Genomic DNA, 13,327 nt, shown 5'->3' on the forward strand with positions numbered 1-13,327 from the left:
GAGCAAGGCTTGCCCGCGATGGCGTCAGTTCAGGCACCGCATGACTTCAACCAAAATCCCTGAATACCACTATCAGCCGTTTTTGCCTCACTGCCACATGACGGACGCATTACAAGTCCAGGATGGCCTTCATCTGCTTGATGAGGCCTGTCCATGAACCACTCGATCGCAACTGCCCTGACCAACCCCGGCGCCCCGATGAAAGTGCGCGGCGTGCAGAAACGCTTCGGCGCCTTTACCGCGCTGGATAACGTTTCCCTCGACGTGGCGGCCGGTGAACTGGTGTGTTTGCTGGGTCCGTCGGGTTGTGGCAAAACCACCTTGCTGCGCTGTATCGCCGGTCTTGAGAAACAGGACAGCGGCGAGTTGTACCTCGGTGATCGCGATGTTTCCAACCTGGCGCCCCAGGCTCGGGACTACGGCATTCTGTTCCAGTCCTACGCGCTGTTTCCCAATCTCACCGTCGAAGCGAACATCGCCTACGGCCTCGCCGGCAGTGGTCGCGATGAAGTGCGCAAGCGTGTCGGTCAGATGCTGGAGCTTGTCGGCCTGATCGGCAGTGAGAAAAAGTACCCCGGCCAATTGTCCGGCGGCCAACAGCAGCGCGTCGCACTGGCTCGGGCCCTGGCGCCGGCGCCTTCGTTGCTGCTGCTGGACGAACCGATGTCGGCCCTCGACGCCCGGGTTCGCGAGCATCTGTGCACCGAACTGCGCCAACTGCAGCGCAACCTCGGCATCACCACCCTGATGGTCACCCACAATCAGGACGAAGCCATGCTGATGGCCGACCGCATCGCCGTGATGAACAACGGCAAGGTCGAGCAATACGCCACGCCACAGGAGATCTACGACCGCCCGGCGACACCGTTTGTGGCGGAGTTCGTCGGCCAGGGAAACTGGCTGCCATTCCAGCGCAGCAGCGACAGCCATGCTCAAGTTGGCGGGATGAACATGCGCCTGGCCGACGGCAGCGCCAAAACCGCGTCCGGACGTTTGTTCTGCCGCCCGGAAGCGATCAACGTCAATCCGCCCGTGCATGAAGAAAACCTGTTCCCGGCCAAGGTTCGTGAAATCACCTTCCTCGGCAACCGTTGCCGCATGAGCTTCGAACTCGATCAACTGCCAGGCCACGCATTGCTCGCGGAACTGGCACCGGAAGCCATGCCGCGCCTCGGCGCCCAGCAGATCATGGTCGCCTTGCCGCCGCGCAGCCTGCAGGTGTTTGCCTGATGAGCGCGAACCTCGCGCTGCCGATACCGCACAAGCAGGTTCGGCAGACCTCCCGTGCCGAAATCGGCGACCGGGTGTTCGTGGTCGGCGGCAAGGTCCTGTTGCTGGTGTTGCTCGGCGTCGCGGTACTGATGCCGTTGCTGGCGATCTTCTGGCGCGGTTTCAGCTCGGAAGCCGGGCAGGGCGGCGGTCTGGTGGCCGCCCGTGAATTGGTGACCAGTGCCAATTTCCACTGGTTGCTCGGCAACAGCCTGAAGGTTTCCCTCAGCGTCGCAGCGATTGTCGTACCGCTGGCCTACCTGTTTGCCTACGCCCTGCAACGCACATTGATTCCAGGCAAAGGCATCTGGCGCGGCATGTCGCTGTTGCCACTGATGGCGCCATCAATGTTGCCGGGTATTGCGCTGGTTTATCTGTTCGGCAACCAAGGCATGCTGCGCGGTTTGCTCTCGGACAATATCTACGGCTTCTGGGGGATTGTTCTCGGTGAGGTCATCTACACCTTCCCACACGCCTTGATGATTCTGCTGTCGGCGCTGTCCCTGGCGGATGCGCGACTGTTCGATGCGGCCTCCAGCATGGGCGCGAGTCCGGCGAAGGCCTTTCGCAGCATCACTTGGCCGGCAACCCGTCAGGCTGTGTTCGCGGCGTTCTGTCTGGTGTTCACTTTGACCATCACCGACTTCGGCGTGCCCGTGGTGGTCGGTGGCGATTATCAAGTGCTGGCGCTGGAAGCCTACAAAGCCGTGGTTGGCCAGCAACAATTCGGTCGCGGCGCGTTGATCGGCATGGTCCTGCTGCTGCCAGCGCTGTTCAGCTTCGGTGTCGACGCTTGGCTGCGTCGGCGTCAAGGCGACTCCATGAGCGGTCGGGCGCAAGTGTTTCAACCGGTGCCGTCGAAATTGCGAGACGGCTGCTACCTGGCGATCGTGCTGCTGATCTGCGCGGTGTTGCTGCTGGTGTTCGGCATGGCGGTGTATTCGTCATTAGTGAAGTTCTGGCCGTACAACCTGTCGCTCTCGCTCAACCATTACCAGTTCAACGACACGGCGGGCGGCGGCTGGCTGGCCTATGGCAACAGCGTGAAGATGGCGTTGTGCACGGCGTTGATCGGCAGCGTGCTGATCTTCACCGGCGCGTACCTGATGGAAAAAACCAAGGGCCAGCGCGGGCTGAATCTGACACTGCGCATGCTCAGTTTCGTACCGATGGCGGTGCCGGGTCTGGTGCTGGGCCTGGGTTACGTCTTCTTCTTCAACCTCACCGGCAACCCGCTGCATGTGCTCTACGGGACCATGACCCTGCTGGTGGTCTGCACCATTGCTCACTATTTGACCACCGCGCAAATGACCGCGACCACCGCACTGCGGCAACTCGACGCCGAGTTCGAAGCCGCCGCGCTGTCGCTCAAGGCGCCGCTGTATCGGCATTACCTGCGCGTCACCGTGCCGATCTGCCTGCCGGCGCTGCTGGACATCGTGCGCTACCTGTTCGTCTCGGCCATGACCACCGTTTCGGCGGCGATCTTCCTCTACAGCCCCGACACCATCCTCGCGGCGGTGGCAGTGCTGAACATGGACGACGCCGGCAACGTCGGCGGCGCGGCAGCGATGTCGACCCTGATTCTGTTCACCTCGGCGGGCGTGTCCCTGCTGCTGGCCTGGGCCTCGCGCGGTTTGCTGCGTCGCTCCCAGGCCTGGCGGCAGACCGCGCCTGGCAATTGATTCGCTGCTCCTAAAACCGAAAGCCCCTCAACTCAAAACAGGAAAAGATCATGTTCAAGCCCCTGGCCCTGGCCGCTGCTGTCCTCACCGCTTTCAGCCTGAACGCCTTCGCGGCGAAAACCGAGTTGATGGTGTACACCGCCCTCGAAGCCGAACAACTCAAGACCTATAAAGAAGCCTTCGAAAAGGCCAACCCGGACGTCGAGATCAAGTGGGTGCGCGATTCCACCGGCATCATCACCGCCAAACTGCTGGCCGAAAAAGCCCGCCCGCAGGCTGATGCGGTCTGGGGTCTGGCGGCCTCGAGCCTGGCAATTCTTGATCAGCAAGGCATGCTGCAAAGCTACGCGCCGAAGGACCTGGGCAAGATCGGCGGCAACTACCGCGACGCCGCTAACCCGCCAGCCTGGGTCGGCATGGACGTCTGGGCCGCGACCATTTGCTTCAACACCGTCGAAGCCGAAAAGCAGGGCCTGAGCAAGCCCGTGAGCTGGCAGGACCTGACCAAGCCTGAGTACAAAGGCAAGATCGTCATGCCCAACCCGGCCTCGTCCGGCACCGGTTTCCTCGACGTCAGCGCCTGGCTGCAAACCTTCGGCGAGAAGCAGGGCTGGCAGTACATGGACGACCTGCACCAAAACATCGGCCAGTACGTTCACTCCGGTTCCAAGCCGTGCAAATTGGCGGCGGCCGGCGAATTCCCGATCGGCATTTCCTTTGAATACCCGGCCGTTCAGTTGAAACGCCAGGGCGCGCCGCTGGACATCATCTTGCCGAAAGAAGGCCTGGGCTGGGAGATCGAAGCGACGGCTGTGATCAAGGGCACGCCGCACGAAGAGGCCGCGAAGAAACTGGCTGACTTCTCCGCCAGCCCGGCGGCGATGGAGCTTTATAAAGAGAACTTCGCCGTGCTCGCGCAACCGGGTATCGCCAAGCCGCAGACTGAATTGCCGGCAGATTATGAGCAGCGTTTGATCAAGAACGACTTCGCCTGGGCATCGAAGAATCGCGATGAAATCCTGACCGAGTGGCGCAAGCGCTATGACGGCAAGTCCGAGAAAGTGGCCGCCAAGTAACTGACTCACACCTTGTGGCGAGGGGATTTATCCCCGTTCGGCTGCGAAGCAGTCGCAAAACCGTTGTCTTCGGTGTACCTGATACACCTCGGTTGCAGGTTTTGGGGCCGCTTCGCAGCCCAACGGGGATAAATCCCCTCGCCACAGAGTTCAGGACAAAACTCAATGACACACCACAACGACATGCTGATCGTCGGCGCCGGCATCCTCGGCCTGTCCCACGCTTATGCCGCCGCCAAGCGCGGTCTGAAAGTCACCGTTTTCGAGCGCAGCGAAACGCCCTTAGGCGCATCGGTACGCAACTTCGGTCAGGCATTGGTCACCGGCCAACCACCGGGCCCGATGCTCGAACTGGCCAAAGCCAGTCGCGAAATATGGGGCCAATGGGCACAACTCGCCGGCCTGCAACTCAAGCGCAACGGCTCGTACCTGTTTGCCCGCACCGAAGCCGAAGAACAGCTGCTGGAAGCCTTCTGCGCCGGTCGCGCCGTGGAACACGGTTACCGCGTCGACCTGCTACGCGGCGCTGCATTGCGCGATTTGTACCGCGGCCAATTCAGCCATCACCGCGCCGCGTTGCACGGCATGGACGATCAGCAGCTGTATTCCCGCGAAGCGATTCCGGCGTTGATCGACTACCTGCGCCGCGAGCTCGGCGTCGCGTTTCACTTCTCCACACTCGTGCGCGACATCGAGCCTGGCCGCTTGCACAGCACCGCGGGATCCTTCAGTGCCGGGCAGATCATGGTCTGTTCCGGTCACGACTATCAGACCTTGCTGGCCGAGCCGATTGCCGAACTCAACCCGCAAATCTGCCGCCTGCAAATGCTCCGCGCTCGACCGCAAATCAACCTCAACCTGCAACACGCGTTGCTCACCGGTTTGAGCTGCGTGCACTACGGCGCGTTCTCCGATCTGCCGGAAGCCGCGGCGGTGCAGGCGCAGATTCTGCTTGATGAACCTCATCTGCACGAAAACGGCATTCACCTGCTGATCAGCCCAACGCCTCACGGTGAATTGATCATCGGCGACTCACACCATTACGGCCGCGACCCGTCGCCGTTCAATGCCGAGCAAGTGGACAACTGGATGATTGAACTGGCCGAGCAGACGTTGGGCTGCAAGGTGCAAGTGGTCGAACGCTGGCAGGGCGTCTATGGTTCACGGGGACCGGCGCCGTTCTCGTTCCTGCGTCCGATGCCGGGTGTGAGCGTGGCACTGATGCACACCGGTGTCGGCATGAGCGTCGGGCCGGCGATGGCTGAACGCAACGTGGCGACGTTGTTGGGAGAGCGTTGATGGACCGCACTGAGCAAGTGATCGCCGAGGTGTTCGGTCTGTACGAGCGCTTTGGCGACAGCGATTACATCGGCGAACCGGTGTCGCAAATCGAGCACATGTCCCAGGCCGCCGAACTGGCCATGGCCGAGGGCTTCGATGACGAAGTGGTGCTGGCCGCGTTCTTCCATGACATCGGACATATCTGTGCAGAGAGCGCCGAGAACATGGGCGGCTTCGGCGTGGTCAGTCACGAGCGGTTGGGCGCCGACTATTTGCGGTGCGCAGGTTTCAGCGAACGCATGGCGCGGCTGGTGGAATATCACGTTCAGGCCAAGCGCTACCTGACGCTGAAAGAGCCTGGGTACTACGAGCGCTTGAGTGAAGCCAGTCGCCGCACTCTGGAGTATCAGGGCGGGGTGATGACCGCAGCCGAGGCTGAAGCCTTCGAGAAGGATCCGTTGTGTGCGGTCAGTTTGCGGATGCGCCAGTGGGATGAGCAGGCGAAGGACATGTGGGTGCCGGTGATCGACCTTCAAGTGTTGAAGGCAAAAGCATCGACGGTGTTGGCCAAGAGCAAGTCTCCTGCAACGGAGACGTCTTTTGCGACGGATGCTTAGCGAAATTCCTTACTCGTCACGGCGAAGTCGAGCCATGGCTACGAGGTTTTCGAGCCGCTAGTGTTTGAGCTTCTTTAATTGCCAAGGAATGCTCATGCGCTATTTGAAAGTTACCGTTCAGGATCGGGTCGGCAACGGTCGGCCGGATTCTGTTTTGCTGCAGTTCTATGAATCTGCTTGTACGCCTGGCGAAGATGTCCTGGTCAACAAAGCCTTTGCACTGGATTTCGACGCCGATGGCAACGTCGATTACAAAATGGGCGATGTCACCAATGACGGCAGGGAAAACAGTGTGGACCAGCGTCTGCTGAAAACCTTCGCCAATGCCTGTCTCAAACTCAACTGGTTCAATCCCGGTGCTTCCACAAAACGCTATCTGAAGATCTTCGCCGAGGATTTTGCCGAAGATGGCAGCCCGGATACCGTGCGTCTGCACTTTCACGAAGGCAATGGGAAACCGACTGACAAGACGCTGGCTTACACCGCGTCTGCCTACGACACGGATAACAACGGCACTCTGGACTGGTCGATCCACTTTGATGTGGATAACGATGGCGATATTGATGCACTGGACCGTGGTTTGGTGTCGTTGCTGAGCGCCACTTACCTGAAGTTCAAATGGAAGTGAGCGCGAGGACGCGTTACTTGAACGTGATCGCCCAAGCGCCGATCGGTCCAGGGCAGGACGGAATCGTGCGTTACCGGTTTTCTGAAGGTGATCATTTACAGCGTGAGGCAACGGACGCTGAACTTCGGTGGCTCAAGATCTTCGGCAAGACGTATTTGAAGTGTGCCTGGTACAACGAGGGGCAAGGCGAGGAGCGCCACTTACGGATCTTCTCGGAAAATCCAGGCGGTGATGGCACGCCGGAAACGGTGCGACTGCATTTTCATGAAGGGCAGACGATTGCCTATAAAGCAGCTGCCCGTGATCTTGATAACGATGGGGATTTCGAGCTGATATTGAGTTCGGATGTGGACAACGACGGGCGTGCTGATCGCACGGATCGGCGACGAGTCGCGTCGCTGGTGCGAGAATTTTTGAAGCTCGGCTTTTGATCGTTCCCACGCGGGAGAGTGGGAACAATCAGGTTCAGAGCTGCTGCGCCAACACCTCAACCTGCTCCTGCCGTTCCGCCTGATTCAACTTCGGATGCGGATTAAGCGACGACCACTGCGGATGCGCCCGAGCCTTGTTCAGTGCCTCGGGCAGTTTGCCTTCGCGCCAGGATTTGTCCTGGGGTGTGGCGACCTGAATGCTGTCCATCGCCGCATGTCCACGCGCATTGAGCGCTTGCAGCAGTTGCCGCTGACGCAATGCCAATAGCCGCAGCACGCTGTCATCGACGGTCAGCTCTCGCTGGCCTTTGATCTTGCCCAGCAAGCGGCTGCCATAACTGCGCGCGGTTTGCAGGGCGCCGCCGGCAATTGCGCCGGCGAGCGCCGCAGCGCCAAGGGTCAGCCCGCCCACCAACAAGTCGACCCCGGCCCCGGCTGCCGCACCGGCCGCGATACCGCCACCGACTCGCACGCCGAGCTGTTTCAGGGTTTCCGGGTTGAACAGGTCGTCACCCCAGCGGCCATCGAGCAGCGGCAGATCACTGGCCGCCGCGTCCTGTGGACGGAAGGCATAGAGCTTGAGCAGCGCTTCGACGCAGCGTTGTTCCCGTTGTCGAACCGCTTTGCGCAGTTCGTTGATGGCTTGCTGTTCTTGCTCGGCTTCGCTGACCACGCTGCGTCGGCACGCGGCGCAGTCGATCAATAATTCGGCAATCAGCCGCGCCGCACTCTGTTGCCGGGCCTGGCGTTGGGCTTGCTGATCGGCGATCAGGCGTTCCAGTTGCGGGCGGGCGTTTTCCAGCAGCAGCGCGAGGCTCTCATAGAGTCGCCGTTCGCCATCTTCCGGCGGCGCGACGCTGTCGAAGCGCACCAGCGCATGCAAACCCAGACGTGCCAACGCTTCGCGCCAATCCGGCTCGCGGTGGTTGGCGCTGCTGACGAAATTCAGCACCGGCAGCAGCGGTTTGCCGCAGCTGGCCAACACTTCCAGTTCGTCGCGGTACTTGGCCAGCACCGGTTCCCGGGCGTCGATCACATAGAGACCGGCGTCGCAGGTCAGCAGTTGCCGCAGCACCTTGGCTTCCTGTTCGAAACGCTGCCGGGCTTCGCTGCCCTCAAGAAAGCGCGCCAGACGCGCCGGACCGTCAAGGCGTTCGCCGGGGCGTTCCAGACGCTCGAGGTAGTCGAGCAGGGCGATCGCGTCTTCCAGACCGGGGGTGTCGTAGAGATCGAGCAACGGCTCGCCGTCCACCGACAACCGTGCGCCTTCGACGTGTCGTGTGGTGCTGGGGCGATGGGACACCTCACCGAAACCGACATCGCGGGTCAGCGTTCGCAGCAACGAGGTTTTGCCGACGTTGGTGTGGCCGACTACCGCGAGCTTCAACGGCGCTTTCCAGGAATTAGTCATGACCGCTCTCCAGCCAGTTCAATGGCGCGCAATCGGCGAACGGCAGGTCCAGCTGTTGCAGCGCCACGTGCCAGTCGCCCAGCCTTTCGGCATCCAGCGCTTCACCCGGCGGAGCTTGCAGCAGCCACACGCGGGTGGCGCTGGCGTTGCGCGCCAGTTCGGCGATCAGTGCCAGACTGCCGCGGTCCGGCGAACGTCGCGGATCGCAAGCGATGGCCAGTCGGGCCGGGGGGAAACGGCTCAGCTGTTCGAGGAGTTTGTGCCGCGATTCGCGACTGTCGAGGATCCCGGCGTTGCCCACGGTTTTCGGTAATTGCGGCGGCCAGGGGCGTTGATCGTCCAGCTCGATGGCGACCAACAACGCGCCATCGCTTTGCAGGTCGCTGACACCGCTTTCAATACGATGCAATTGCTCTGGCGCCGCGTCGCTGATGCCCAGGCGTTCACTGGTCGGCATCAGCCGTTCGCGCAGTTGAGCGTAACCGGGCAGGTTCAAATCCAGACGCAATGCCGCTTGCCCGGTTTTCCAGCGCCACAGGCAAAACAGCGCCAGCAACAGTCGCGGCAACACGCCGTAGACCACCAGCACGCCGACCAGCCATGTAGCCCAGGCCTGACGGGCGCTTTCGATGTTGAGCGCGGCATCGCCGCTGGCGCGGATCATTTCCACGGTCGGAACGTTGAAACCCAGCATGGCCGGCAGGGCGCCGAGGGCCTGGGTCATGGCGACGAAGGTATCGCCGCCCAGGAGTGTGGTTTCCCAGACGAAGCCGTAACGCCGGGTCGCCATCAGTATCAAGAGCATCACCAGAGCGCTGAGCATCGCCAGCAACCACAAACCGTTGACCAGTACGCCGACCGCCCAGCGATTGAGTTTCTGTCGTTGCAGCAAAAGCAGCAGGGCTGGGGCCAGTTGTGCGGCTTTGGCATCGCGAGCGAGTTTTTCGCTGAGCCATAACCATAAGCGGCCGAGGGTGGTGCCGTGTTCACCGGCAAACACCAGGCCCAGCGCCCAACTCAGCAGCAGAATCAGGTTCAACCCGAGCAGACTGCCCAAGGCCCAGAACACATTCACCGGGGTTTGTCCGTCGCCCATTGCGGCGATCGCCAGGCCGGCGCCGCTGGCGACGGCGAGAACAGCCAGCACCAACAGCGCCAGCCGCGCACCTTGCAGCCAATGTTTGAGGGCGCTGGTCAGCCCGTCGCGCTCGGCCAGCCACAGAGCACGGCGTTGAATGCGTGTCGGCAGATCACCACCGGCGCTGCGGGCCAGTCGGTTGGCTTCCAGATCATCCAGGGGGCCGGCGTGTTCTTCACGCAGGCGCACCGTCTCGGTCAGCCAGAGGTTTTGCAGTGGAGTCAGTTCAGTCACGCGGCATCCCGTCGCTCAATTGAACGGTGAGCATAACCGCTGTGGCGCTTATCGGGGTACGGGAGGCTCTGGTATCCTCGCCGGCATGACTAAATCACTCCCCCTCAGCCTGATTGCAGCCCTCGGTGAAAACCGTGTGATCGGCGTCGACAACAGCATGCCCTGGCACTTGCCGGGGGACTTCAAATACTTCAAGGCCACCACCCTCGGCAAGCCGATCATCATGGGTCGCAAGACCTGGGATTCCCTCGGTCGCCCGTTGCCGGGCCGCTTGAACATCGTGGTCAGCCGTCAGACGGATCTGCTGTTGGAAGGTGCGGAGGTTTATCCGTCGCTGGAGGCTGCCATTGTTCGCGCTGAAGAGTGGGCGCGGGAACAGGGCGTCGATGAGCTGATGCTGATTGGCGGCGCGCAATTGTATGCGCAGGGGATGGCGCAGGCTGATCGGCTGTATTTGACGCGCGTGGCGCTGAGCCCGGAAGGGGATGCGTGGTTTCCGGAGTTTGATTTGAAAGAGTGGACGTTGGTGTCGAACGTGCCGAATCCGGCGGAAGGCGACAAACCAGCGTACAACTTTGAAGTTTGGGAAAAGGCCTAAAAGCATCGCCAGCAGGCTGGCTCCCACAGTTTGAGGTGAAACACGGATTGTGTGAACACGCAAAACCCCTGTAGGAGCCAGCCTGCTGGCGATGAGGCCAGATCAGACGCTAAAAAATTTAAGCATGAGCCAACTCCGCATGTTCGTCCGCATCCAGCCGTTCTTTATCGGTCTGCTGCATGATCTGGCTGGTGATCGCACCGGCCGTTATCGAACCACTCACGTTCAACGCCGTACGGCCCATATCAATCAGCGGCTCAACCGAAATCAGCAACGCCACCAGTGACACCGGCAAGCCCATCGCCGGCAACACGATCAACGCAGCAAACGTCGCGCCACCGCCCACGCCAGCCACACCGGCCGAACTCAGCGTCACAATCGCCACCAGCGTCGCGATCCACAAAGGGTCCAGCGGGTTGATGCCGACAGTCGGCGCAACCATCACCGCCAACATCGCCGGGTACAGACCGGCACAGCCATTCTGGCCAATCGTCGCGCCGAACGAGGCGGCGAAACTGGCGATGGACTGCGGAATACCCAAACGGCTGGTCTGGGCTTCGATGCTCAGCGGAATGGTCGCCGCGCTGGAACGGCTGGTGAAGGCAAACGTCAGCACCGGCCAGATCTTGCGGAAGAAGCGCAGCGGATTAATCCCGGCCGCCGACACCAGCAGGCCATGGATCACGAACATCAGGCCCAGCCCGATGTAGGAAACCACCACGAAACTGCCGAGTTTGATGATGTCCTGCAGGTTGGAGCCGGCGACCACTTTGGTCATCAGCGCCAATACACCGTACGGGGTCAGCTTCATCACCAGACGCACCAGACGCATCACCCAGGCTTGCAGGGTGTCGATGGCGTTGATCACTTTCTGACCTTTTTCGACATCATCTTTCAGCAGTTGCAGCGCTGCGACTCCAAGGAATGCAGCAAAAATCACCACGCTGATGATCGAGGTCGGCTTCGCGCGAGCGAGGTCGGCGAACGGGTTTTGCGGAATGAACGACAGCAACAGCTGCGGCACATTCAGGTCGGCAACCTTGCCCGCGTAGTCGGTCTGGATGGTTTGCAGACGGGCCATTTCCTGAGTGCCGGCCACCAGGCCTTCGGCGGTCAGACCAAACAGGTTGGTCAAACCGATACCGATCAGCGCCGCGATGGCGGTGGTGAACAACAGCGTGCCGATGGTCAGGAAGCTGATTTTGCCCAGCGACGAGGCGTTGTGCAGACGGGCCACGGCGCTGAGGATCGAGGCGAACACCAGCGGGATCACGATCATTTGCAGCAACTGCACGTAACCGTTGCCCACCAGATCGAACCAGCCGATCGAGGCTTTCAGTACCGGGTTGCCGGCACCGTAAACGGTGTGCAGAGCCACACCGAAGACCACGCCCAGCACCAACGCGAGCAGAACTTTTTTCGCCAGGCTCCACGTGGTGTGACGGGTTTGCGCCAGGCCAAAGAGCAGGGCGAGGAACACCAGCAGATTGAGGATCAGCGGCAGATTCATAAAGACTCCAATAAGACTTGTGCTGGCTGCCTTCCTGGGCAGCTGCGAGCCGGGAATCCTAACAGCTTGATATTTAATGAATTAATACCGAAAACAGCGGTGGACTGTCGTTTTTGGAATAAGGCAGCGTCGCTGACGGGGATGCAGCTGGCGCAATAGGTACGGTAGCGGTCGCTGACAGACGAGGAGCGTCACACTTATTTGTTAGCGTCGATGTCCTTCACATCCAGGGTCTTTTAACAAGGAAGCATGCCGATGAAGCTCGCACCGAAATTTCTGGTCGCTGCACTCTGCCTGGGCCTCGCCGGCCAGGTATTCGCTACGGATTTAAAGCATTGGCCAGCCGATCAGGCCAAGGCGCTGGACGCAATGATTGCCGCCAACGCCAACAAAGGTAACTACGCGGTGTTCGACATGGACAACACCAGTTACCGCTACGACCTTGAAGAGTCGTTGCTGCCGTTCATGGAAAACAAGGGCCTGATCACCCGCGAGAAACTCGACCCCTCCCTGAAACTGATGCCGTTCAAAGACACTGCCGACCACAAGGAAAGCCTGTTCAGCTACTACTATCGCCTCTGCGAACTCGACGACATGGTCTGCTATCCATGGGTCGCGCAAGTGTTCTCCGGCTTCACCCTCCAGGAACTCAAAGGCCACGTCGATGAGCTGATGGCGTCCGGTAAACCGGTGCCGGCGACGTATTACGAAGGCGACGTGGTCAAGAAACTCGATGTCAATCCGCCAAAAATCTTCACCGGCCAGAAAGAGCTCTACAACAAGCTGATGGAGAACGGCATCGAGGTCTACGTGATGACCGCCGCCTCCGAAGAACTGGTGCGAATGGTCGCTGCCGACCCTAAGTACGGCTACAACGTCAAACCGCAGAACGTGATCGGCGTGAGCTTGTTGCTCAAGGATCCGAAGACCGGCGAGCTGACCACGGCGCGCAAGCAGATCACCGCGGGCAAGTATGACGAGAAGGCTAACCTCGGCCTCGAACTGACCCCGTACCTGTGGACCCCGGCGACCTGGATGTCCGGCAAGCACGCGGCGATCCTGACCTACATCGACGAGTGGAAAAAACCGGTACTGGTGGGCGGCGATACCCCGACCAGCGACGGTTACATGCTGTTCCACGATGTCGACGTGGCCAAGGGCGGCATCCACTTGTGGGTCAACCGCAAAGACAAATACATGACCCAGATTAACGGCATGATGGCCAAGCACGCGGCGGCTCAGGCCAAGGAAGGGCTACAGGTCACGGCGGACAAGAACTGGGTGATCGTCAAGCCAGAAGAGATCCAGTAAGCACCAAAAATCCAGTGTAGGAGTGAGCCTGCTCGCGATAGCGAAGTGTCAGGCGACATCAATGGTGACAGACACACTGCCATCGCGAGCAGGCTCACTCCCACAGTTGATCTCCAGTGTTGGGGGGATCGTGGTCAA

General features: G+C 60.6%; 12 protein-coding genes. 9 read left to right on the forward strand and 3 right to left on the reverse strand.

The window, feature by feature from the left end; genetic code table 11:
• Positions 1–153: 153 nt before the first annotated feature.
• The 7 genes from ACYZUA_RS04065 to ACYZUA_RS04095 all read left to right on the forward strand — a co-directional run bounded on the left by ACYZUA_RS04065 (position 154) and on the right by ACYZUA_RS04095 (position 6,987).
• A complete protein-coding gene (locus ACYZUA_RS04065) occupies positions 154–1,230 on the forward strand; it encodes a putative 2-aminoethylphosphonate ABC transporter ATP-binding protein (RefSeq protein WP_461962167.1) in 1,077 nt (358 codons plus the stop codon).
• Complete coding sequence (locus ACYZUA_RS04070) at positions 1,230–2,954, forward strand: putative 2-aminoethylphosphonate ABC transporter permease subunit (RefSeq protein WP_461962168.1); 1,725 nt, start codon at positions 1,230–1,232, stop codon at positions 2,952–2,954. The genes ACYZUA_RS04065 and ACYZUA_RS04070 overlap by 1 nt, the downstream gene beginning before the upstream one ends.
• Positions 2,955–3,004: 50 nt before the next feature.
• Positions 3,005–4,030 carry a putative 2-aminoethylphosphonate ABC transporter substrate-binding protein gene (locus ACYZUA_RS04075; protein ID WP_461962169.1) on the forward strand — a complete coding sequence of 342 codons (1,026 nt, stop codon included), beginning with the start codon at positions 3,005–3,007 and terminating at the stop codon, positions 4,028–4,030.
• A 165-nt stretch (positions 4,031–4,195) separates the two neighbouring features.
• Positions 4,196–5,329, forward strand: coding sequence for a TIGR03364 family FAD-dependent oxidoreductase (locus ACYZUA_RS04080; protein ID WP_461962170.1), 1,134 nt, complete (start codon positions 4,196–4,198; stop codon positions 5,327–5,329).
• Positions 5,329–5,928, forward strand: a complete 600-nt coding sequence (locus tag ACYZUA_RS04085; protein ID WP_461962171.1) for a phosphonate degradation HD-domain oxygenase — start codon at positions 5,329–5,331, stop codon at positions 5,926–5,928. Before ACYZUA_RS04080 ends, ACYZUA_RS04085 begins: the two co-directional genes overlap by 1 nt.
• 94 nt (positions 5,929–6,022) lie before the next feature.
• Positions 6,023–6,556 carry a hypothetical protein gene (locus ACYZUA_RS04090; RefSeq protein WP_461962172.1) on the forward strand — a complete coding sequence of 178 codons (534 nt, stop codon included), beginning with the start codon at positions 6,023–6,025 and terminating at the stop codon, positions 6,554–6,556.
• A gap of 23 nt (positions 6,557–6,579) precedes the next feature.
• Complete coding sequence (locus tag ACYZUA_RS04095) at positions 6,580–6,987, forward strand: hypothetical protein (protein ID WP_461963869.1); 408 nt, start codon at positions 6,580–6,582, stop codon at positions 6,985–6,987.
• 34 nt (positions 6,988–7,021) lie between these two features.
• Here the strand turns inward: ACYZUA_RS04095 and ACYZUA_RS04100 are convergent, their stop codons facing one another.
• Together ACYZUA_RS04100 and ACYZUA_RS04105 are read right to left on the reverse strand one after the other, a co-directional pair.
• Positions 7,022–8,398 (reverse strand): GTPase/DUF3482 domain-containing protein, encoded by a 1,377-nt coding sequence (locus ACYZUA_RS04100; RefSeq protein WP_461962173.1) that lies wholly within the window; start codon positions 8,396–8,398, stop codon positions 7,022–7,024.
• Positions 8,391–9,770: a DUF2868 domain-containing protein gene (locus ACYZUA_RS04105; protein WP_461962174.1), complete on the reverse strand. Its 1,380-nt coding sequence runs from the start codon at positions 9,768–9,770 to the stop codon at positions 8,391–8,393. The genes ACYZUA_RS04100 and ACYZUA_RS04105 overlap by 8 nt, the downstream gene beginning before the upstream one ends.
• Positions 9,771–9,855: 85 nt before the next feature.
• Between ACYZUA_RS04105 and ACYZUA_RS04110 the strand changes: the two genes are divergently transcribed.
• Positions 9,856–10,368, forward strand: coding sequence for a dihydrofolate reductase (locus ACYZUA_RS04110; RefSeq protein WP_461962175.1), 513 nt, complete (start codon positions 9,856–9,858; stop codon positions 10,366–10,368).
• 118 nt (positions 10,369–10,486) lie between these two features.
• Here ACYZUA_RS04110 and ACYZUA_RS04115 read toward each other — a convergent pair whose 3' ends face one another.
• Positions 10,487–11,878 carry an L-cystine transporter gene (locus ACYZUA_RS04115; RefSeq protein ID WP_461962176.1) on the reverse strand — a complete coding sequence of 464 codons (1,392 nt, stop codon included), beginning with the start codon at positions 11,876–11,878 and terminating at the stop codon, positions 10,487–10,489.
• Positions 11,879–12,133: 255 nt separating this feature from the next.
• Between ACYZUA_RS04115 and ACYZUA_RS04120 the strand changes: the two genes are divergently transcribed.
• Positions 12,134–13,189 carry an HAD family hydrolase gene (locus ACYZUA_RS04120; protein WP_461962177.1) on the forward strand — a complete coding sequence of 352 codons (1,056 nt, stop codon included), beginning with the start codon at positions 12,134–12,136 and terminating at the stop codon, positions 13,187–13,189.
• The last annotated feature ends 138 nt before the right edge of the window (positions 13,190–13,327 follow it).

It is taken from the genome of Pseudomonas sp. LS2P72 (genome assembly GCF_054897865.1).